This is a genomic window from Pandoraea bronchicola, assembly GCF_902459805.1.
In the GTDB taxonomy this organism is placed as follows: domain Bacteria; phylum Pseudomonadota; class Gammaproteobacteria; order Burkholderiales; family Burkholderiaceae; genus Pandoraea; species Pandoraea bronchicola.
In genome coordinates this window covers 947,275-969,478 of sequence record NZ_CABPST010000001.1, presented here as the reverse complement: position 1 = coordinate 969,478, position 22,204 = coordinate 947,275, and the positions used below count along the sequence as shown (strand labels likewise).

The window sequence follows — 22,204 nt, the reverse complement described above, 5'->3', positions numbered from 1 at the left end:
TCTTCGTCTCCTTCATGGATTTGATCGCCTGGGTCCATCGCCCGGCACGCGTGCGCGCCGGGTAGCTCACCTCATACGCCCAACAACTCGTGCAGCACCGGCATCTTCGTCTCCAGCTCCTGAGCGCCGAAGCGCTCCACGATCTTGCCGTGCTCCATCACATAGAAGCGATCGGCGAGCGGAGCCGCAAAACGGAAATTCTGTTCCACCATCACGATGGTGTAGCCCCGCGCCTTGAGCGTGGTGATCATGCGCGCCAACGTCTGCACGATCACCGGCGCAAGACCTTCGGAGATTTCGTCGAGCAGCAGCAAATTGGCGCCCGTGCGCAGAATGCGCGCCACGGCCAGCATCTGCTGTTCGCCGCCCGACAAACGCGTGCCCTGACTATGGCGCCGCTCCTTCAGGTTCGGGAACATGTCGTAGATCTCGTCGAGCGACATACCGCGCCCGCCGTCATCGCGACGATTGCCGCTCATGCCGATATACGGCGGCAGCAACAGGTTCTCTTCGCACGACAGGCTCGCGAAAATGCCGCGCTCCTCCGGGCAATAGCCCACGCCGTGATGCGCAACTTTGTACGTCGGCAAGTGAATGGTTTCCTCACCGCCGATGCGAATCGATCCCTGACGCTGTCCGGTCAGGCCCATGATGGCGCGCAGTGTCGTGGTGCGTCCGGCGCCGTTGCGCCCGAGCAGCGTGACCACTTCGCCACGGCCCACCGTCAGATCGACGCCATGCAGGATGTGCGACTCGCCGTACCAGGCCTGAAGTCCCTCGACCTCCAGCGCCGGAACGCTCATGCCGCCCTTTCCATTGCTGCTCCCGCCCCCATTTCCGTACATAGCCGTCCTCACCCATGGGCTCCCTGCATTTCACCGTCCGCAGTGCCCATATAGGCTTCCATGACCTGCGGATTTTTCGAGACTTCGTGATACGGACCTTCGGCAAGCACCTCGCCGCGCTGAAGCACGGTGATGGTGTCGGAGATGCCCGCAATCACGTTCATGTTGTGCTCGACCATCAGGATCGTGCGGCCTGCCGACACCTTCTTGATCAGTGCGGTGACGCGATCGACGTCTTCGTGACCCATGCCTTGCGTTGGCTCGTCGAGCAACATTAATTCGGGCTCCATAGCAAGTGTCGTCGCGATTTCGAGCGCGCGCTTGCGGCCGTATGGCAGCTCCACGGTGAGCGTATGGGCGAATTCGGTGAGACCGACCTCGGCGAGCAACTCCATGGCGCGCGCATCGAGCCGGCGCAGTGTGCGGCTGCTGCTCCAGAAGTGAAACGCGGTGCCGAGGTTGCGTTGCAGACCGATGCGCACATTCTCGAGCACGGTGAGGTGCGGGAACACGGCGGAGATCTGGAACGAGCGGATGATGCCGCGCCGCGCAATTTGCGCCGGCGCCTCGCGGGTGATGTCATCACCGTTGAAGGTGATCGTCCCCGCGCTGGGCACCAGGAATTTGGTGAGCAGGTTGAAGCAAGTGGTCTTACCCGCGCCGTTAGGCCCGATAAGCGCATGAATGGTGCCGCGCGCGACACGCAGGTCGACCCCGTTCACGGCAGTGAAGCCGCGGAACTCTTTCGTGAGTCCGCGGGTTTCGAGAATGTAATCGTTGTTCGCCATGTCTCCTGCCACATTCCTGGTTGGCGGTGCGAGGCAGGGAAGCGCCACGGCACCATCGTCTGTGACAACCGCAAGGCAGGCCGATGACACTCTGGTGGGCGTCGTCGGCGAAATGCCTCGCGTCCCGCATGTCGCGCCGAATTCTTGGTTCGGTCGCACATAGGGAATCGTTATTGTGTGTGGTTTGCTGCAACGCGATCATTGGGATTTGCACTTAGCTTCGCACCCCCTGAAACACGCATGCTCACACGCATTGCAGACCGTTCGGTCACACGCCCCATACCTGCCGCCAGCCCTTACGGCACAAGGCTTTTGCGGCACACGCAAATACGCGCCCGATAGCTTTTTGCGATGGGTCGCGGTCGTTCGCGCAACCGACATTAGGTATTACTACGTAAGTTTCAGGGAAGGTATCCGGAAATCCGGAAAAGCGCACGGGTCGCGCCGTCCTCAGGACAGCGGCCCGCGCTTCGTTGCGATCGGGCAATCGCGGGCATGGCGATCGCGCGCCTGGCTCAACGCCCCGCTTTGCGCGCGGCGCGAATCATGTCGCTCGCGCGTTCGGCAATCATGATCGTCGGCGAGTTCGTGTTGCCCGACGTAATCACCGGCATGACAGACGCATCGACCACACGCAGGTTCTGCACGCCGCGCACGCGCAACTGCGCATCGACGACGGCATCGGGATCGTCGGCACGTCCCATGCGGCAGGTGCCGACCGGATGGAAGATCGTCGTGCCGATCTCACCCGCCGCGCGCATCAGGTCTTCGTCGCTCTGGTAGGCGGGTCCGGGCAGATACTCCTTCGGCTCGTAACGCGCAAAGGCGGGTGCGCCCACGATGCGACGCGTCAACTTGATCGCGTCCGCCGCAACGCGCAAGTCGGCTTGTGTCGACAGATAGTGTGGCGCGATGCTCGGCGCGACGCGCGCATCCGGCGATGTCAGATGCACGTTGCCGCGCGAGGTCGGTCGCAGGTTGCACACCGACGCCGTGAACGCATTGAACTTGTGCAACGGCTCGCCGAAGCGGTCCAGCGACAACGGCTGCACGTGATACTCGAGATCGGGGCGCGCCATGTCGTCGCGGCTGCGTGCGAACGCACCCAATTGCGAGGGCGCCATGCTCATCGGCCCGCGCTGCGCGAACGCGTATTGCATGCCGATCTTGAGCTTGCCGAACAGACTGTTGGCGGTGAGATTCAGGGTCGTGACGCCGCGCAGTTTGTACACCGTGCGCAATTGCAGATGGTCCTGAAGGTTCTCGCCCACACCCGGCATATCCGCGACCACGTCAATGCCGAAACCGCGCAGCCGCTCGCCATTGCCGATGCCCGAGACCTCCAGCAGATGCGGCGAATTCACCGCCCCCGCCGCGAGAATCACTTCGGCACGCGCGAGCGCCGTGAAGTCTTCATTGCCACCGCGATAGGCCACACCGGTGCAACGCGTGCCCTCGAACAACAGGCGGCTCACACTGGCCCCCGTGATGATCGTCAGATTCGGCCGCTGCGATGCAGGACGCAAGAAGCCTTTGGCCGCACTCCAGCGCACACCGCGTCGCTGGTTCACTTCGAAATAGCCGATGCCGAAGTTGTCGCCGCGATTGAAGTCGTCCGTCCTGGGAATGCCGATCTGCTCGGCCGCATCGGCAAACGAATCGAGCACACGCCACGACAGGCGCTGCTTCTCGACACGCCACTCGCCCCCGCCACCGTGAAACTCGGTGCTGCCTTTGTAGTGATCCTCACTGCGCTTGAACAGCGGCAACACGTTGTCCCAACGCCAGCCGTCGTCGCCGGTGGCGTCGGCCCACACGTCGTAATCCTCACGCTGACCGCGCATGTAGATCATGCCGTTGATCGACGAACTGCCGCCCAGCACCCGCCCGCGCGGATAGGCGAGCGAACGGCCGCCCAATCCCGCTTCCGCCTGCGTGCGATACAACCAGTCCGTGCGCGGATTGCCGATGCAATAGAGGTAGCCGACGGGGATGTGAATCCAGTGATAGTCGTCCTTGCCGCCCGCTTCGAGCAGCAGCACGTTGACGTCGGGGTCCTGCGTGAGGCGATTGGCCAGCACGCATCCGGCCGAGCCGGCCCCCACGATGATGTAGTCGAAGCTCTCCTGCTTCGCTGCCTGCTTGCTCATTCCCGCATGTCTCCGTCGATGGCGCGGCACTCGCCATGTTGCGGTGCCGGCTCTGGTGCGGCACCCGACTGGGGTGGACTGCCGCCCACCTCATCGGGTTCATTTTGTTGGCGCGGCCGGAATATCAGCATCGCTCATGTACATCGCGCCGATTCCCTCCCGCCCGCGACACGTTCGATGACACGTGCCCCGGCAAGAACCAAGCGTACTGCGGTACAGCGATGCAAGCCAATGAGAAATTATCAAAAGCAATATAAGATCCGCTTATGTTGCCCGGCGACACCCCGCCTCGGGTGCCGCCCCTTAATGGCCGTCCCATGGAACTCGCCCATCTTCGCGCCTTCGTCGCCATCGCCCACGAAGGCAACCTCACCCGCGCCGCCCAGCGGCTGCATCTGACGCAACCGGCGGTCAGCCTGCAGGTCAAAGCGCTCCAGGAAGCGCTGCGTCTGACGCTCTTCACGCGCACGGCACAGGGGTTGACCCTCACGCGCGACGCTCAGGCACTGTTGCCCCTGGCCGAGCGCATGCTCGCCGCACTGGCCGACCTTCAGCAGGCCGCCGGCGCGTTAAGGGAAACGGTGCGCGGACGACTGCGTATCGGCACGATACTCGATCCCGAATTCACCCGGCTGGGGGCGTTTCTCAAGCGTCTGGTCGAGTCGTATCCCCAGATCGAGACAGCCCTGCGCCACGGCATGTCCGGCTCGGTGCTGCAACAGTTGGGACGCGGCGAACTCGACGTCGGCTTCTATCTCGGCCGCCCCGACCCGGAGCGCTATCACGCCATCACCCTCACGCCGTTCTCCTATCAGGTGCTGGCGCCCGCCGGCTGGCGCGAGCGGGTAGCGCGGCGCGGGTGGCGCGAACTCGCCGCGCTGCCCTGGATCTGGACGCCCCCCGAGTCGGCCCACCATCGCCTGTTATCGGAACGGTTTGGCGCGCTCGGGGTGTCGCCCGCCAAGGTCGCGGAAGTGGATCAGGAACCGTCGATGCTCGATCTGGTGAAGTCGGGCATCGGATTGTCGCTCGTGCGCGACTCGATTGCGTTGCGCGAGGCCCGCGCCCACGGCCTGGTGATTGCCGATGCGGTGGCCGTGCCGACCGAGCTCACGTTCGTCGCGCTGGCCTCGCGCCGCGACGAACCGGCTATCGCCGCCGCCTTGCAGTTGGTCTCGGCCGTCTGGGCCTGAGCGGACTCTCGACGGCCCGCCCACGTCGGCATCCGGCCCCCCTGGATCGCTATTCCGGCGCATAATCCATGCCGGCTCAGGCCTTCAGTTCACGACATTCGAAATGGCCGCTCTTCCCGCAATACATTCCCACGTCATGGCACGTCACCCCCTGTGCTGCCATGCCGGATCCTTTCTAAAGCCCTAGAATTTAATTCTCTCTTCGAGGAGTCGATCATGTCTGTGAGAATGGAACGCGATACTTTTGGCGAAATTGCCGTGCCCGCCGATCGCCTGTGGGGTGCCCAAACGCAGCGCTCGCTGCAGAACTTCAAGATTTCCACCGAGAAGATGCCGCGCGAACTCGTGCGCGCGCTCGCTCGCGTGAAACGCGCCGCCGCCGAGGTCAACAAGGACCTGGGCGTGCTCGACGCGAAGAAGGCCGACGCCATCATCAAGGCCGCCGGCGAAGTCGTCGCCGGCCAGCATGACGACGAATTCCCGCTGGCCGTGTGGCAGACCGGCTCGGGCACGCAGTCGAACATGAACATGAACGAAGTGCTCGCGAACCGCGCCAGCGAACTGCTTGGCGGCGTGCGTGGCGAAGAGCGTCTCGTGCACCCCAACGACGACGTGAACAAAGGCCAGTCGTCGAACGACGTGTTCCCCACGGCCATGAGCGTGGCCGCCCTCGACGCGCTCATCAACCATCTCAAGCCCAGCGTCGGCCAACTGCGCGACACGCTCGCCGCCAAGGCCCGCGCCTATGACGACATCGTCAAGATCGGCCGCACCCACCTTCAGGACGCCACGCCGCTCACGCTCGGTCAGGAGATTTCGGGCTGGGTCGCGCAGATTGACCACGGCCTGAAGCACGTGGACGATGCCCTGCCCCACGTCGCGGAACTCGCGCTTGGCGGCACGGCCGTCGGCACGGGCCTGAACGCCCATCCGGAATTCGCGAAGCGGGTGGCCGATGCACTCGCACGCGACACGGGTCTGCCTTTCGTCACCGCCCCGAACAAGTTCGAAGCGCTCGCGGCCAACGACGCCATCGTCAACGCACACGGCACGCTCAAGACACTCGCCGCCAGCCTGATGAAGATCGCCAACGATGTGCGCTGGCTGGCCAGCGGCCCGCGTTGCGGCATTGGCGAGTTGATGATCCCGGAAAACGAACCGGGCAGCTCGATCATGCCGGGCAAGGTCAACCCGACCCAATGCGAAGCGATGACGATGCTGTGTGCTCAGGTGCTGGGCAACGACGTGGCGATCAACATTGGCGGCTCGATGGGCAACTTCGAGCTGAACGTGTTCAAGCCGATGCTCATCCACAACTTCCTGCAAAGCGTGCGCGTGCTCGCCGACGGCTCGGTGAGCTTTAACGACAATTGCGCCATCGGCATCGAACCGAATCGCCCCCGCATCGCCTCGCTGCTCGACGAGTCGCTCATGCTCGTGACCGCGCTCAACCCGCACATCGGTTACGACAAGGCCGCGCAGATCGCCAAGAAGGCGCACAAGGAAGGCACCACGCTCAAAGCGGCTGCGCTCGCCCTCGGCCACGTCACGGACGAGCAGTTCGACGCATGGGTTCGCCCCGAGCAGATGGTCGGCAAGCGCTGATCCCGCATTAGCGTCCCCCTTCGCCCCGTCACCGCGCATGCCCATCTCACCGTTGCCGCCGCTGCATTGCCTGATTGCTTTCGACGCCGCCGTGCGGCACGCGAGCTTCACGCGGGCAGCGGTGGAGCTCAATCTCACGCAAAGCGCCGTGAGCCGGCAGATCGCGCAGCTCGAAGAGTTTCTCGGGCGCGCGCTCTTCACGCGTGAACATCGCACGCTGCGGCTGACGGTGGCCGGGCAACGCTACGCCGAGCAGATTCAGCGCCTGCTCGGCGAGTGCGCCGAAGCCACCGCCGACCTGATGAAGCGGCGCGGCGACCTCGAACTCACCGTGGCTTGCTCGTCGGGCGTGGCCGTGTTGTGGATGACGCCGCAACTCATGCGCTTTCGCGCCGCGCACCCCGATATCAAGATTCGCGTGATCGTGAAAGACGGCATCGCGTCGCTTTCCGCGTCGGAGTTCGATCTCGGCGTGTATTACGTGCGTAACGACCTGCCGCCGGACTTCGCCGGCCGGCGGCTCTTCGACGAGGAAGTCTTCCCCGTCTGCTCCCCCGCCTATCTCAACGGCCGCAAGCTCACGCCCGCCGATCTCGTCAACGAGACGCTGCTGCTCATCGAAGACGGCCAGCGCAAGTGGATGTCCTGGCCCGACTGGTTCGAGCTGCAAGGCGTCAGCGCCCCGAAATTCCCTCGCATGGTGAGCGCCAATTACTATCCGCTGCTCGTTCAGATGGCCATCGAAGGCGGCGGCATGGTGATGGGCTGGCGTCACATGATCGATCCGTGTCTCGACGCAGGCTTGCTCGTGCAGGCGTGCGACGCGACCTCGAGTCTGGGCGGCGGCTACTACCTCGTGTGGCCTGCCGATCGCCACGAGCATGCCGCAGCACGAATTTTCCGCAATTGGATTTATTCGGAAACTCGTTTCCCATCATAGGGGTTACGTGATTTTTTGAAAGTTGCCATGCGCTGAACGCATGGCAACATGCAGAATTATCGTTTGGCCTGTCATTTTGTCTGCACTACTTTGTGTTTCCTCCGCGCACGTTTGTCGAAGCCGTCGGGGCGCATTAGCCCGGCGGCGGCAGACGTGATTCGACAAAAAAGCAGGCGTATTACCGGTATGACGTGAACGCAAGACACGCAACGGGCGCCACCCATCCTCCGGGAGACCCAGATGCAGGCGACCTACGCAGTGCCTCAAGACAACATGGCCCGCCAGCGCCGTCACGCGATCGTGGCGACGGTGATCGGCAACGGTCTTGAATGGTTCGACTTCACCGTCTACAGCTTCTTCGCAGCCATCATCGCGAAGCAGTTCTTCCCCACCGGCGACGATCTGTCGTCGTTTCTGCTCGCTGTGGCGACCTTCGGCGTGGGCTTCTTCATGCGTCCGGTCGGCGGTATCGTGCTCGGTATCTATTCCGACCGCGTGGGCCGCAAAGCAGCGCTCTCGCTCACCATTCTGCTCATGGCCGCCGGCACGGCAATGATCGGCCTGGCTCCGACCTACGATCAGATCGGTCTGGCCGCGCCCCTCATCATCGTGCTGGCGCGTCTGCTGCAAGGCTTCTCGGCTGGCGGTGAAATGGGCGGTGCAACGGCCTTCCTGACCGAATACGCTCCCGCCAATCAGCGCGCCTACTACTCGGCATGGATTCAATCGAGCATCGGCTTCGCCGTGCTGCTTGGCGCCGCCGTGGGCACATTCGTGACGACGGAGCTGGACAAGGCGTCGCTCGAATCGTGGGGCTGGCGTGTGCCGTTCATCGTCGGCATGCTGATCGGCCCGGTCGGCTTCTACATCCGTAACAAGATCGACGAAACGCCGACGTTCCAGACCGCAGAGAAGTCGGATACGCCGTTGCGCGACGTGTTCTCGCTGTATCCGCGCGAGACGCTGGCCAGCTTCTCGATGGTCGTGCTGTGGACGATCTGCACCTACGTGCTGCTGTTCTACATGCCGACGTATGCCCAGCGCGTGCTCAAGCTGCCCGCGTCTTTCGGCTTCACGGCGGGCATGGTCGGCGGCGCGATGATTCTCGTGTTCGCGCCGGTGGTGGGGCGTCTGGCAGATCGCTACGGCCGCCGTCCGTTCCTGTCGGGCTCGGCCCTGCTGATCCTGTTGCTCGCTTGGCCGATGTTCACGTACCTGAACGTAGCGCCGGGTCTGCCATCGCTGCTCACGTTCCAGATCGTCTTCGGCCTGCTCATCGCTTGCTATACCGGCCCGATTCTCGCGGCGTTCGCCGAGCTGTTCCCGGCCAAGGTGCTCTCGACGGGCCTGTCGGTGGCCTACAACTTCGCGGTGACGATCTTCGGCGGCTTCGCTGCGCTCATCATCACGTGGCTGATCGCCCGCACAGGCAGCAACATGGCCCCGGCCATCTACGTGATCATCGCGGCGACCATCAGCCTGATCGGCACGCGCTTCGTGAAGCCGCTGCCCAAGGCCTGAGTTTTCTCTGATCCAGGCGCGCCCTCACCGGCGCGCCTTATGCTTTCTCGCAAGGAACCCCCATGTCCGTTACCCTGCTTCGCGGCGGCAATGTGCTCGATGCGGCCGCCGGCCGTCTGCTCGAGCGTCACGACGTCGCCATCGAGGGCAATCGCATCGTCGCCGTGAGCGCCGCGCCGCTCGACATCGCGGGCGCAACGGTGATCGACGTCACCGGCAAGACCGTCATGCCAGGCATGATCGACTGCCACGTGCACGTGCTCGCCTCGCACCCCAACCTCGGCACGAACGCCAGCCAGCCGAACGTGCTCACCGTGCTCAAGTCGCTGCCGATCATGCAAGGCATGTTGAATCGCGGCTTCACGACCGTGCGCGACGCGGGCGGTGCCGACTGGGCGCTGCAACAAGCCATCGAGCAAGACGTGATCCCCGGCCCGCGTATTTTCCCGTCGGGCAAGGCACTCTCGCAGACAGGCGGTCACGGCGACTTCCGCCCGCGCAGCGATACGCTCGAGCCGTGCTCGTGTGCGTTCCGCGCAGGTGCGATCGGCCGCGTGGTCGATGGCGTCGACCCGATCCGCCTCGCCGTGCGCGAGGAAATCCAGAAGGGCGCCACGCAGATCAAGCTGATGGCCTCGGGTGGCGTGGCATCGCCGGTCGACCCCATCGCCAATACGCAGTACTCGGAAGACGAGATTCGCGCCGCCGTAGCCGAAGCCGAAGCGGCGCAAACCTACGTGATGGCTCACGCCTATACGCCGCGTGCGATCGCGCGCGCCGTGCGTTGCGGTGTGCGCACCATCGAGCACGGCAATCTGTGCGACGCCGAGACGGCGAAGCTCATGGCCGAAAAAGGTGCGTATGTCGTGCCGACGCTGGTCACGTATGACGCACTGGCCAAGGACGGCGCATCGCTGGGGCTGCCGCCGGAGTCCGTCGCCAAAGTGCAGAGCGTGCAGCGCGCCGGACGCGAGTCGCTTTCGATCTATCGCGACGCGGGCGTGAAGATGGGCTTCGGCTCGGATCTGCTCGGCGATATGCACAAGTATCAGTCCGACGAACTGACGATCCGCGCCGACGTGCTGGGCACGGCCGACACGTTGCGCTCGGCGACGGTCATCGGCGCGGAAATTCTCAATCGCGTGGGTGAGCTGGGCGTGATCGCACCGGGCGCACTGGCCGACGTGCTGGTCGTCGATGGGAATCCGCTCGAATCGATCGAGGTACTCACCGGTCAGGGCGAAGGCATCACCTGGGTCTTCAAGGACGGCAAGATCGCCAAGCAACCGTAAGCCACGCTCCCCCGCCGCAACAGCCGCATCGGTCAGCGGCACGGCCCCGCGCGTATGTGCGGCGGCGCGGCGGTTGGATTGGACCGGAAAACGCCGCCATGTCTCGCACATCGCGGCGTTTCTTTTTGTCGCGTATTCAATCGTTGTCCACGCACAGGCGACACCTCGTTTACGACAATCCGGCATTCGAATGAAAAGCATGCGCTGCCGGCGCTGCATAGACTCGGGGGAATATTGCCGAGGGAGGGTCCCCCCCAATGAAGCTCGTTCCGCAAAACTATATGCCGCTTGGCTTCGACGCCGCCGACTCGTGCTGGCCGATCGCCAAGTCCTCTGCCGCGCCTGACTGGAAGCATGTCGTGGTTCGGCAACATGCGCCGATCCTTGGCGCGCTATCGCCGCCCATCGATAGCCTTCCCACCATCGAGACACTCCGTGCGGGCATCCTCGAGAGCTTCGCCACCATCAAGCACGACTGGAATGCCGCAGCGCAAACGGTCGCCCCCGACGCGGTACGTGGAAAATTGTCTGGCGAGTACGACGTCATCGTCCGGCTGTCCGAAACCGTCTCCACTCACCGGGCTTCCGATCTCCTCAGCATCGATGCGCTGGTCGATCAGTTCGAAAACGCCGTCGAGCAAATCTGCAACGCCCGCGATATTTCCCTGACGTCGTTCAAGATCAAGAGCGTCGATGCACAACGATCGATCTCCGACCCCGAGCAACTGATGCCGAAAGCGCGGGCTGCGCTTGAAGCGCTGGGTCACTTGAAAGCAGCGCTCGACACGATGGTGTGCGCGTCATCGGCAAGGCGCCTTCTGGAAGACAAGCGGCAGGCGCTGCACGGTGCCGCCATGACGCCGGAAGCGCTCAAACAAGCCAAGGCGGAGTTGCACAAGGCGTTCGAGGTCACAGGCAACCTGCTCAGCAAGACCGAGCCGCTGATTCATCACTATCTGACGCAAGCGCAGGTCGCCATTCCGGGCGAAAAACGGCGGTGGAAGACGAAAATCGCGATCCTTGTCACGTTTCTCGTCATTACCGTATCGCTGGGTGTGGCATCGATAGCCGTTCCCGCGCTGTTGCCTGCGCTTACGGGCCTGGCCTTCGGGTTGAAGGTCGCCACGACAGGGGTCGGCGTCGCGACCGCACTCAACGGGATCTTCAACGTCTTCGCATACGCACGCAATCGCGGCTGGGGTCAGCTATCGAACGAAATCACCGCGGTGAAGAATCTGAACGACGCCATCAATCGCGGCATAGAAGCCCGGCACGGCATTCATCAATCCGGCGCGACCACGGAGATTCAAGAGCGCCTCGACAAGATCAATCTCGACGTCACACACGCCACGCGCACGCAACACTCACTCAACGAAAAACTCGAGAATCTCAACCGAAACGCCTTGAGCACCCGCCTTTGACGGCAAGTCACGGCGTTCGGAAGCGATCCATTCACCAAGAGGAGATCAAGCCATCATGCTTCCTACCAACAACGCGTTTTTCGCACCGGCGGCGAATCCGGGGCAACACTATCTGGATCTCGCCGCCACAGGCCGGATCAATGACACCATTACCGACGTCGAGAACGGACTGTCGGAACTTCTGCGAATGCAAAACGCCGCACTCGCGCGCATCGACCATCTCATTGCCCAATCGGGAACGCAACCCGCGACGCGTGCATCATCCGCCGACAATCCGCCACCGCAGCACGGAGGCGGATCGTTAAGCAAGGACATGACACGATGCCAGCCGTGCCCCAACGCGGAAACCGTCACCACAGCGCTCTGACACGGCACAAGCCCCGCGCGGCGACAAAAAAAGCAGCCCTTCGGGGCTGCTTTTTGCTTTCCTGAGAACGCCGATACGTCAGTCGGAGCGAACTGACTTCTTCCACCCCGGCGTGACGAACACCGAGCGCACATCGTCGAGCGTTTGCGAGACGGTCTCGCGCGCGCGTTCGGTACCCGCACGCAACATGTCCCACACGAAGTCGGGCTGCTTCGCGAACGCTTCGCGACGCTCACGCATCGGCCGCAACATTTCCTGCAAGCGCTCCTCGAGACGCGCCTTCACCTTCGAGTCGGCCAGGCCGCCGCGCACATAGTGATCCTTGAGCGCCTGCAAGCCTTCCTTGTCCTCGTCGAAAGCGTCGAGATAGGCAAATGCGACGTTGCCTTCGAGGTGCCCCGGATCTTCCACTTTCAGATGCAGCGGGTCCGTATAGCACTTCTTCACGGCCGCGCGGATCTCGTCCGGTGTGGACGAAATATTGATCACGTTGCCGAGCGACTTGCTCATCTTGGCCTTGCCGTCGATGCCCGGCAGACGCCCGATCGGCGGCACCAGCGCCTTCGTTTCGACCAGAATCTCGCGATCGGCCAGACGGTTCAGACGGCGCACGATTTCGTTCGTCTGCTCGATCATTGGCAACTGATCTTCGCCCACCGGCACAAGCGTTGCGCGAAACGCCGTGATATCCGCCGCCTGGCTCACCGGATACGTGAGGAAGCCGGCCGGAATGTCGCGCTCGAAGTTGCGCAGACCGATCTCCTGCTTGACGGTCGGATTGCGCTCCAGACGCGCCACGGTCACGAGGTTCAGATAGTAGAACGTGAGTTCGGTCAGCTCGGGCAGCCACGTCTGCACGCAGATCGTCGTCACGGCCGGATCGATACCGACGGCCAGATAGTCGAGCGCCACTTCTGAGACGTTGCGGTGAACCTTGCCGCGATCGTCCGTGTTGTCGGTCAACGCCTGCGCGTCGGCGACCAGGATGAACTGCTTGTACTCGTGCTGATACGCCACGCGGTTTTTCAGACTGCCGACATAGTGACCCAGGTGCAGCGGACCCGTCGGGCGGTCACCCGTGAGGATCACCTTGCGATCCGCAGGTGCCTTCGAAACACTCATTTTCCTCTCCGTAATCAAACACTTATGGCAATTCCCGATGCCTTGCCGGCGCCCGGCGGCTTCCCGTCGTCGCGCCACCTCCGGCATCCGGTTCACCCTATCGCGTCAACCGTAACCCCCGAATGGTAGCGCGTCGGCCCGATGACGGTGTAGAAACGCACCCGCAACCGTTTGGCACGTCACGCCGCGATGCGTCCACGCGCCCATGAAAAACGGGGGCCGTAGCCCCCGTTCTGTGCGTCAACGCCGGTCCGCAACCGGCACGTCATACCGCGCGACTCAGCGCGACGTGACCACCGGAATGCCCGCCAGCGACTTACCGCTGCTACGGGCGTGCGCGAGCGCTTGCCCGACGGCGTCGCCAGTCGCCGGTGTCACCCCCAGACGCGCGGCAATCGTGGCCTCGACACGCTTGGCCATCGCCAGATTCGCGAGCTTCACGTGACCGTAACCGCGAATCTTCGCCGGGGCTTCCGCCAGTGCGACCACATCGGCCAGCGTGTCAGCCGACAGGCATGCCAAAGCACGTTCCAGCGTCGTGCGATAGTCGGCGATCAACTGACGCTCCATGCGACGCTCCAACGTATAGCCGAAAACGTCGAGTGCACCGCCACGCAACCCGCGCAGCTTCGCCATGCCGCGCAGCACCGGCCACAGCCACGGTCCGATGGTCACCTTCTTCGGCACCGCGCCGTTCTTGCCGCGCGCGATAAGCGGCGGCGCCATATGGAACTCGAGGCGGAAGTCGCGGCCCGGCTTGCCTTCGAAGGTCTCACCGAGCGAATCGGCAAACGCCGTTTGCGCATACAGACGGGCCACTTCGTACTCGTCCTTGTAGGCCATCAGACGCGACAGTTGCTGCGCAACGGCACGCGACAAACGTCCCGGCGCACCCGACACACGCGTTTCCGCGTCGGCCACCTGCTTCACGAAGCCGGCAAACTGCGCCGCATAGGCTGCACTCTGGTACTGCGTGAGCAGATCCACACGGTGTGCGACGAGGGCGTCGAAGGTCATGTCATCGGCGAGCGGTGCGTGCACCGGAGCATGGGCAGCCTTGGCCGTGGTCTCCGTCAACGCCGCCGGGTCGCCAGCCGCCAGCCGCCCGATGGCAAGCGCCAACTGGTTCATCGGCACCGCCACGTTGTTCAGTTCGATGGCGCGTTGGAGTGCTTGCAGCGACACCGGTACCAGACCCAACTGCCATGCGAAGCCGAGCATGATGATGTTCGCGCCCATCGTGTCGCCGAGGAAACGCTGCGCGAGCGCTTGCGCGTCGCAGGCGTCGAGCTTGGCGTTGCCCGCGGCGTGGTGCATCTTCGCGAGCAGTGCGTCGGCGTGGAGATTCGCGTCGGGATTCTGCACGAACGTCGCGTTCGGAATCGCGTGCGTGTTGACGACCACGCGCGTGCGGTCACGACGCACGGTTTGCAGCGCGTCGGCGCTGGCGCCCACGACCATGTCGCAAGCGAGCAGCACGTCGGCTTGCTGCGTATCGATACGCACCTGATTGAGGGCCTGCGGCGTATTCGCGAAACGCACGAACGACAGCACGGCGCCGCCCTTTTGCGCGAAGCCCATGAAGTCGAGCACCGAGGCGCTCTTGCCTTCGAGGTGCGCGGCCATCGTGATGAGCGCGCCGATCGTCACCACACCGGTGCCGCCCACGCCCGTGACCATGATGTCGAACGGCGCATCGCCCGCAAGGGCGGCCGGTTGCGGCAGCGCATTCAGACGCCCTTCAAAAGCCGCCTGATCGAACGCGGCTGCCAACGCCTTCTTCAACTGCGCGCCCTTGACCGACACGAAGCTCGGGCAGAAGCCGTTCACGCAAGAGAAGTCCTTGTTACACGACGATTGATCGATGCGGCGCTTGCGTCCCAGCGCGGTTTCCACCGGCTCGACCGACAGACAGTTCGATGCCACACCGCAATCGCCGCAGCCTTCGCAGACCGCCTCGTTGATGAACAGACGGCGGTCCGGATTCGGAAATTCGTTTTTCTTGCGACGGCGACGCTTCTCGGCCGCGCACGTCTGATCGTAGATCAGCACGGTCGCGCCGGGAATCTCGCGAAGTTCGCGTTGCACGGCGTCGAGTTCGCTGCGGTGATGGAACGTCGTGCCCTTCGGGAACTGGCCTTCGTGACCGATGTACTTTTCAGGCTCGTCGCTCACCACGACAAGTTTCGCAATGCCTTCGGCTTCGACCTGACGCGCGATCTGCGGCACCGAAATCGAGCCGTCGACCGGCTGGCCGCCCGTCATTGCCACGGCATCGTTGTAGAGAATCTTGTAGGTAATGTTCGCCTTGGACGCCACTGCCTGACGAATGGCGAGCAAACCCGAGTGGAAGTACGTGCCGTCGCCCAGATTCTGGAAGACGTGCGGACGTTTGGTGAAGTGCGAATGCGCCGCCCAGTCCACCCCTTCGCCCCCCATCTGGATCAGCCCCGTGGTGTCGCGGTCCATCCACGACGCCATGAAGTGACAGCCGATGCCCGCCTGCGCAATGGAACCTTCAGGCACCTTGGTCGACGTGTTGTGCGGACACCCCGAGCAGAAATACGGCACGCGACGCACGCCGTCGGCCGCATTCGACAGGATCTCGTGCGCAACGAGATCGACCACGCGCTCGCGGCGATCCAGTGCCGGGCGATGCTTTGCCAGCCATTCGGCGAACACCGGCAGCACACGCGACGGACGCAATTCGCCCAGCGCGGAGAGCAAGGCACGGCCCTCGGCGTCGGTTTTGCCGAGCACGATCGGGCGCGTGCCCGTGGTGCGGTTGTAGAGGTACTGCTTGACCTGTTGCTCGACGACCGGGCCCTTCTCCTCGATCACGAGAATTTCCTTCAGCCCGGCGACGAAGGCGTCCAGCCGCGACATGTCGAGCGGAAACGACAGGCCCACCTTGTAAATACGCACACCTGCTGCGGCGAGATCGTCGACGGTGATGTCCAGACGGCGCAGCGTCTCCATGAGATCGAGATGCGCCTTGCCGCACGTCACGATACCGATGTCGGCGTCTGGAGCCGGGGCGATCCACTTGTCGATGCTGTTCACGCGCGAGAACGCACGCACGGCGTCGAGCTTGTCCGCCAGACGCGCTTCCAGTGCGAGGCTCGGCAGATCGGGCCAGCGATTGTGCAGGCCGCCAGCCGGCGCGACGTAATCGAGCGGCTCGGCCCAGTCCGTGCGAATCTTGTCGAGATCGACGGTACCGCGCGATTCGACCGTCTCGGAGATCGCCTTGAGGCCGGCCCACGCGCCCGAGAAGCGCGACAGCGCATAGCCGTAGAGACCGAATTCGACGAGTTCGCCAATGTCGGCCGGATTGAGTACGGGCATGCTCCACGACATCATCGTGAAGTCACTCTGATGTGGCATCGACGACGATACGCAACCGTGATCGTCACCCGCCACCACGAGCACACCGCCGTGGCGCGACGCACCATAGGCATTGCCGTGCTTGAGCGCATCGCCTGCGCGATCCACGCCAGGGCCCTTGCCGTACCACATGCCGAACACGCCTTCGACGGTACGCTCGGGGTCGGCTTCCACGCGCTGCGTGCCCATGACGGCAGTGCCGCCCAGCTCTTCGTTGATCGCCGGCAGGAACTTGACGTTGGCGGCATCGAGCAGCTTCTTCGCTTTCCACAACTGCTGATCGACGCCACCGAGCGGCGAGCCGCGATACCCGCTGATGAAGCCCGCCGTGTTCAGACCGCGCGCGGCGTCGAGCTGGTGTTGCATCAGCAGAATGCGCACGAGCGCCTGCGTGCCGGTCAGGAAAATCTGACCACGGCGCGCCGTGAGCGCGTCGGAGAGCTGGTAATCGGGATGGGCCAGGGGGTTGGCCGTCGGCGTCGCAAGCGCGGCGCGCATGGGGGCATTCATTGGGTATCTCCTGATCCCCGCAGCCTGCACCGGACTAGATGTGACCGGGCGTCGGCCGTGCTTCGGGGGCATTCGTTCTGTTCGTCTCAACGCGCTAGCCGCATAGAGCGGACACGCGTCGGCATGGGAGCAGTGTATGGGGAGGCAGGAGAAAGATTTTTACTATTTCACTCCTTTTGGCGCACAATTAGAAACGTTCATTTCGATAAAGGCGATTTTTGGAAATGGAATTACTCGATAATTTTGCCCGTCAAATCCTGCGTCTGTTGCAGATCGACTCCCGCCGTTCGGCGCAGGAACTGTCCGAAAACGTAGGCCTGTCGGCCACCCCCTGCTGGCGACGCATCAAGGACATGGAGCAAAGCGGCGTGATTCAGCGCTACACGGTGCTGCTCGATCGCGAAAAGCTGGGTCTGCATGTGTGTGCGCTGGCCCATGTGCAACTCACGCGACACACTGAGGGCGGCACGGAACAGTTCGAGCGCGAGATCCGCACGTGCCCGGAAGTGACCGAGTGCTACAGCACCACGGGCGAGGCCGACTACATCCTGAAAATCGTAGCGCCGGACATCAAGGCCTATGACGCATTCCTGCACGAACACATCTTCCGTCTGCCCGCCGTGGCCAACGTGAAGACGAGCGTCGTGCTGCGAGAAATCAAGTTCGATACCAGCCTGCCGATCTGAGCGGCGCAGACGCAGATACGAATCGGAACATTCCCTGTTGCAGGAAATCTGGATTTGCCAGAACCTGTGGCAATCACTCGGCGCACGAGTGCCCATACCGGCCCCCCAAAACATTTCACCTTTGGAGAGGCTGTATGTCGAGCAAAAACGCCACTGTTGCTACCGAGATCACGGACGACACGCCGAGCGAGGAAACAGCCAAAGCCGGTAACGAATTGCCGGACTTTGAAGTCATCCCCGTCGACGGCTGCCTGAGCAGCTTGAACGCCTTCTGACAATGAAAACCGAAGCCCGGCAAACGCCGGGCTTCGTCATTCTGGCCAGAGGGGGATATATGCCGAAAGTTGACTGGCTATCGACGCCGTTGTTCGCGAAATGGTACGTGACGAATCGATGCAATCTGCGATGCTCGCATTGCTATCTGAGCAATTACGAAAACGCCGCAGAGACAGCGCGGATGATCAAAGTCGCCAAGGCCATCGGTGACGCGGGAATCAAGTACGTAGCCATACTGGGTGGAGAGCCGTTAGCGCGAACAGATCTCGAGACCATCCTCGCCACACTCTCAGCTCACGACGTGCGCATCAAGATCGCGACCAATGCAACGATGCTCACCGCTGAGCGTGCTGCACGACTGGTTCGCGCTGGAGCAACAACATTTCAGGTAAGCCTTGAAGGGCATGACAGCGCGACGTCAGACGCCGTGCGTGGCGCCGGCACATTTGCCGCTGCACGTCGAGGCATATCCCACCTGACCCGGCTGGGCGCCAAAGTCAGCATCGCATTTACGTTGCATGCCCGGAACTATCAATACGTTCGCTCGATGCTCCAACTGGCCCGCTCCAGTGGCGCCTCATCGGCTCGCTTCGCGGCCTTCATCCCCATCGGAACCGGCGCACGGCAGTCGCACTTGCAACTCAATCGCGCCATGTGCATCGCCATTGCGGAACAACTATTAAATATCGACGGCGAGGCATCGATCATCGACGTCGATACCGGGCCCTTCGTGCAACGAATCCCGTTCCCATCGAAAGCCGACACAGCCGCATCCTCATTCGGATGCGGCGCAGGGACAACGACGCTGGTCATCAACAGCGACTTGACGCTGTCGGCATGTGACATGCAAACCGAAACCGAACGCGTGGCGCTTACCGATTTCTCTGCATCCAACTTGATTGCCCAATGGGCAAAGGCCGATCTGTTCAATCAATGGAGGGGGCTATCGGATACGGCGCGATATGCAGAAGTCCACCAACACGGATGCCACATTGCCTTCGGCACCTATGGCGAGAATTTATTCAGTGGCGAGGCCAGTCATGCCGAGTGATACACCCTATGCGGCTGAACTCAAACGTTGGCGATTGCTCGCTTATGTCCAAGCTGCAGCGGGCTTCGAAGCCTTCTCAATGGCGACCCTGGTCGTGTTCTTCGTTGAGTACGCGAGTTTCAGTTTCGAGGCCTTCAGCACATTCACAGCGAGCTTGTTCATTCTGCTTTGCCTCTTCGAGATTCCTGCGGGCGCGATGGCAGATCGTTTTGGACGCAAGCTGTGCCTGGTACTCGGCAACGCAATCTATGCCTGCGGCATGGCGGCACTCCTCACCAGCAGAAATACGGCAGCACTGCCATGGATCGCGGTGCTGTACTCGGGGGGAAGCGCCTTAGCGAGCGGAGCCTTTCAGTCGATGATGTTCGATCGGTTCTCGGCCCTCGGCGCTACTGCGCAATTTCACGTGGCCATGGCGAAGGCAACAGGAATTGGGCTATGGGCGTCGGCGATTGCGGCATTCCTGGGCGGCGCAATGGCAGCGGTCTCACTTGCGCTCCCCCTCACCGTAGATGCCCTTCTGCTTACACTGTTGACGTTAGTCCTCTGGTGGAAAGTCCCTTCGGCGCAGGGCGGCGAAAAATATGAGCACCTTACTGCCGGCACGCCAACGCCCCAGGACCATGTGGCGCCTTCCTCCCACAGCTTTCGCGAACTGCTGGGACTCGCGCTGCAATTCTGTGCAAGCTCGCGAGTCTGGTGTTTCCTCGTCCTCACCTCTGCATTGACGTTCGCAGGTATTCGCGCGTCGTTCAACCTGTACCAACCGCTGTTGCGAGACGCGGCCGTAGCCGTGGAATGGTTCGGCGTCATTTTCGGATGTCTGGTGCTTTGCGCAGGCATCTGCTCTCAGCTCTTCAGCAGGATCAAGAAAAGCTGGTTGGACAGAGGGCATATCGAATTGGCGATCATCGCCCTCTTCGTGGTCTCGCTCTCCCTTTTCGTTCTGAATCGGTTCCCCCCCCTTTGGCTAATCGGCTGCATCGCAGCCCACCAGATAGTGCGTGGCCTCTATCCGTCCTACTACAGCTACCGACTCAATCAAGCCATTCCAGCGGCGCACCCGGCACGAACCACCTTGCTGTCAATGGCTCAGTGGGCGCGCGCACTGGTCAGCGCAATCGCCATTTTCTGCATCGGTCTGTTGACAGAAAACTCGGACATGGCAACGAGCTTCATCGTTCTGAACGTGGTCATCGCCATCGGCCTTCTGGCCGCCTACGCACTTCATTACTCAGCGCGCTATGGACACCATTCCACTACCTCCGACGCTTAGCCTGAGCATCACGTCGAAGTGCTCGTCACGTTGTCGTCACTGCTATCTGGTGGAAGGCAACTTGCTTAACAAAGCCTCGCTTACCGCAAGCCAGATTTTCGATGTGCTTGACGATGCTGCAGCGCACGGCGTTTTTATGGTCGTGCTATCCGGCGGCGATCCGGTACTTCACCCACATTTTTCAAAAATTCTGAAGGCGATCGAAAGCCGCTCCATGCTGGCACTGCCCGGTATCTCAGGCAACGTCCTTGACGCGACGCATCTCGCTGGGCTCAAAGACGCCAACGTCCCATGCGTGCAAGTGAGTCTTGATGCCGCACTTCCAGACGCACATGATCGCTTCCGGGGCGCGGGGCATTTCGACGCCATCAGGAGAAATGTCACGAAGCTGCGTGAGGTCGGTATACACGTCAACCTGGCAATTTGCGTTCGCCGCGAAAACCGGGATCAGCTTTTACCACTCATTGGCCTGGCCAGAGATTGGGGCATCTATAGAATCAAAATCGCCTTCTATGAGGTATTCGGCGCAGTTGCAGGCGCCGCATGTCTCGCCCCTCACGAGAGAGTCGAGTGCATACGAGACGTGGCGTCGTTGGCGCAGCATGACGACTTGCCGCCGTCGCTCATAAGCATCCCGGGCTATGACACAGCGACCGGCGCCCCCTTTCGCGATACGCAACGCCCCACAATTCCCATCTCCATCTCCGCGAGCGGGATAGTCGCCGTTGGCGATGGCGGCCCCGTCATCGGACATCTGCATGACACGCGCCCTGTGTCCCAGCAATACAGCGAATGGAAATGCGGCCAACTCGAACACCAGTTGGATATTCTGATCGCTCAACGGGGTGCCGATTTCAGGGTCAAGTCAATCATCGATGTGACGACGCCATTACCCGGGAACGCGCTTGTCTTCCACGAGGAAGAGGGTGCCACCATCATCGCGAACGGCAATCTCCCGTGGGCATTGAACCGCTTCGCAAAACTCCATGAACTGGGGCATCTCGCAACACAGACGTTGCGGCCATCGCCCACACAAACGCCCTCGAACAGAACTAGCGAACGACGCGCGAATCTTTGGGCGCTGGACCAACTTCGTCCATGGCTGACACCTTCCACGCTCAATGACTACGCTCACGCTGCAGCGGATTCTGAGCATGCGATGTATCAGCGCGTGGCCCAACGGCTCGCTCACGACCTATTTGTCGAGAACCTGCGTACGCCCTTTCACCCTCACAAATGACCATGACACCAACATTCCACGTCAACAAAAGCCTCGTGATCCGTTCGTTAGACCGCTGTCTGTTCAATCCCAAGACGTTTACGGTTCTCCGGATGAATGCCAGCGGCTTCGGCATCGTGCAAGCGTTGCAAGGCAAAGACTTCTCACACGCAGAGTTCATGGCCGCTTACCGCATGTCCGGTCGCAGCGACAGTGATGCCGATCGATTTCTCGACAAGTGTCTGAAGCATCAGCTTTTCGTTCCCATGAAGCTGCCGGAGGCGTTAACGGCCAACGCGATGGAAGACGGAAAGCTCTCCTCACCTTCCCATTTGTAGGCATCGCGCGACATCCCCCACTTGACGTACCTACGAATCTCCGTTAAAAATGCAAATGATTCTCATTTAAGTTCTTCGTCCCAAGGCCGACTATCCGCGGCCGGGTGGCACGAGATATTTCGCCAGCCGCGCCTGCCAGCGTGTTCCTCAGCGTCGATTGCGACGCTGCCTACACGCCGATTGGCACGAGCGCTTGCCAGCCAGCAACGGGGTTTTT

General features: G+C 62.3%; 18 protein-coding genes. 13 read left to right on the top strand and 5 right to left on the bottom strand.

From position 1 onward, the window contains the following. Positions 1 to 71: 71 nt before the first annotated feature. The 3 genes from PBR20603_RS04275 to PBR20603_RS04265 form a co-directional block, all read right to left on the bottom strand. Entirely contained in the window at positions 72 to 845 is a 774-nt protein-coding gene (locus PBR20603_RS04275; RefSeq protein WP_150558244.1) for an ABC transporter ATP-binding protein, read from the bottom strand. A gap of 8 nt (positions 846 to 853) precedes the next feature. Continuing rightward, positions 854 to 1,633 (bottom strand): ABC transporter ATP-binding protein, encoded by a 780-nt coding sequence (locus PBR20603_RS04270; protein WP_150558243.1) that lies wholly within the window; start codon positions 1,631 to 1,633, stop codon positions 854 to 856. Between the two features lie 515 nt (positions 1,634 to 2,148). Further along, on the bottom strand, positions 2,149 to 3,783 hold the full coding sequence (locus PBR20603_RS04265; protein ID WP_150558242.1) for a GMC family oxidoreductase: 1,635 nt from the start codon (positions 3,781 to 3,783) through the stop codon (positions 2,149 to 2,151). 317 nt (positions 3,784 to 4,100) lie between these two features. On the opposite strand from PBR20603_RS04265, the gene PBR20603_RS04260 reads away from it, so the two are divergent. From PBR20603_RS04260 to PBR20603_RS04230, 7 genes are all read left to right on the top strand, one after another. After that, positions 4,101 to 4,976, top strand: a complete 876-nt coding sequence (locus PBR20603_RS04260; RefSeq protein ID WP_150558241.1) for a LysR family transcriptional regulator — start codon at positions 4,101 to 4,103, stop codon at positions 4,974 to 4,976. A gap of 216 nt (positions 4,977 to 5,192) precedes the next feature. Next, complete coding sequence (fumC, locus tag PBR20603_RS04255) at positions 5,193 to 6,581, top strand: class II fumarate hydratase (RefSeq protein WP_150558240.1); 1,389 nt, start codon at positions 5,193 to 5,195, stop codon at positions 6,579 to 6,581. 37 nt (positions 6,582 to 6,618) lie between these two features. After that, complete coding sequence (locus PBR20603_RS04250) at positions 6,619 to 7,521, top strand: LysR substrate-binding domain-containing protein (RefSeq protein WP_150558239.1); 903 nt, start codon at positions 6,619 to 6,621, stop codon at positions 7,519 to 7,521. A gap of 240 nt (positions 7,522 to 7,761) precedes the next feature. Then, entirely contained in the window at positions 7,762 to 9,042 is a 1,281-nt protein-coding gene (locus PBR20603_RS04245) for an MFS transporter (RefSeq protein WP_150558238.1), read from the top strand. 62 nt (positions 9,043 to 9,104) lie between these two features. Then, complete coding sequence (locus tag PBR20603_RS04240) at positions 9,105 to 10,334, top strand: metal-dependent hydrolase family protein (protein ID WP_150558237.1); 1,230 nt, start codon at positions 9,105 to 9,107, stop codon at positions 10,332 to 10,334. Between the two features lie 257 nt (positions 10,335 to 10,591). Next, positions 10,592 to 11,755 (top strand): hypothetical protein, encoded by a 1,164-nt coding sequence (locus PBR20603_RS04235; protein WP_150558236.1) that lies wholly within the window; start codon positions 10,592 to 10,594, stop codon positions 11,753 to 11,755. Positions 11,756 to 11,810: 55 nt separating this feature from the next. Next, positions 11,811 to 12,122, top strand: a complete 312-nt coding sequence (locus tag PBR20603_RS04230; RefSeq protein ID WP_150558235.1) for a hypothetical protein — start codon at positions 11,811 to 11,813, stop codon at positions 12,120 to 12,122. 78 nt (positions 12,123 to 12,200) lie between these two features. Here the strand turns inward: PBR20603_RS04230 and trpS are convergent, their stop codons facing one another. Together trpS and PBR20603_RS04220 are read right to left on the bottom strand one after the other, a co-directional pair. Then, on the bottom strand, positions 12,201 to 13,244 hold the full coding sequence (gene trpS, locus PBR20603_RS04225) for a tryptophan--tRNA ligase (RefSeq protein WP_150558234.1): 1,044 nt from the start codon (positions 13,242 to 13,244) through the stop codon (positions 12,201 to 12,203). A 279-nt stretch (positions 13,245 to 13,523) separates the two neighbouring features. After that, on the bottom strand, positions 13,524 to 17,141 hold the full coding sequence (locus PBR20603_RS04220; protein WP_150558233.1) for an indolepyruvate ferredoxin oxidoreductase family protein: 3,618 nt from the start codon (positions 17,139 to 17,141) through the stop codon (positions 13,524 to 13,526). Positions 17,142 to 17,365: 224 nt separating this feature from the next. Between PBR20603_RS04220 and PBR20603_RS04215 the strand changes: the two genes are divergently transcribed. The 6 genes from PBR20603_RS04215 (at position 17,366) to PBR20603_RS04195 (ending at position 21,987) form a co-directional block, all read left to right on the top strand. Next, on the top strand, positions 17,366 to 17,827 hold the full coding sequence (locus PBR20603_RS04215; RefSeq protein ID WP_010806630.1) for an Lrp/AsnC family transcriptional regulator: 462 nt from the start codon (positions 17,366 to 17,368) through the stop codon (positions 17,825 to 17,827). A gap of 134 nt (positions 17,828 to 17,961) precedes the next feature. Then, positions 17,962 to 18,102 (top strand): hypothetical protein, encoded by a 141-nt coding sequence (locus tag PBR20603_RS24060; RefSeq protein WP_174977768.1) that lies wholly within the window; start codon positions 17,962 to 17,964, stop codon positions 18,100 to 18,102. Between the two features lie 2 nt (positions 18,103 to 18,104). Next, a complete protein-coding gene (locus PBR20603_RS04210; RefSeq protein WP_150558232.1) occupies positions 18,105 to 19,154 on the top strand; it encodes a radical SAM protein in 1,050 nt (349 codons plus the stop codon). Next, positions 19,144 to 20,430 carry an MFS transporter gene (locus PBR20603_RS04205; RefSeq protein ID WP_174977767.1) on the top strand — a complete coding sequence of 429 codons (1,287 nt, stop codon included), beginning with the start codon at positions 19,144 to 19,146 and terminating at the stop codon, positions 20,428 to 20,430. The genes PBR20603_RS04210 and PBR20603_RS04205 overlap by 11 nt, the downstream gene beginning before the upstream one ends. After that, positions 20,399 to 21,670, top strand: coding sequence for a radical SAM protein (locus PBR20603_RS04200; protein ID WP_150558230.1), 1,272 nt, complete (start codon positions 20,399 to 20,401; stop codon positions 21,668 to 21,670). Before PBR20603_RS04205 ends, PBR20603_RS04200 begins: the two co-directional genes overlap by 32 nt. 2 nt (positions 21,671 to 21,672) lie before the next feature. Beyond that, positions 21,673 to 21,987, top strand: a complete 315-nt coding sequence (locus PBR20603_RS04195) for a hypothetical protein (RefSeq protein ID WP_150558229.1) — start codon at positions 21,673 to 21,675, stop codon at positions 21,985 to 21,987. Positions 21,988 to 22,204: the final 217 nt, after the last annotated feature.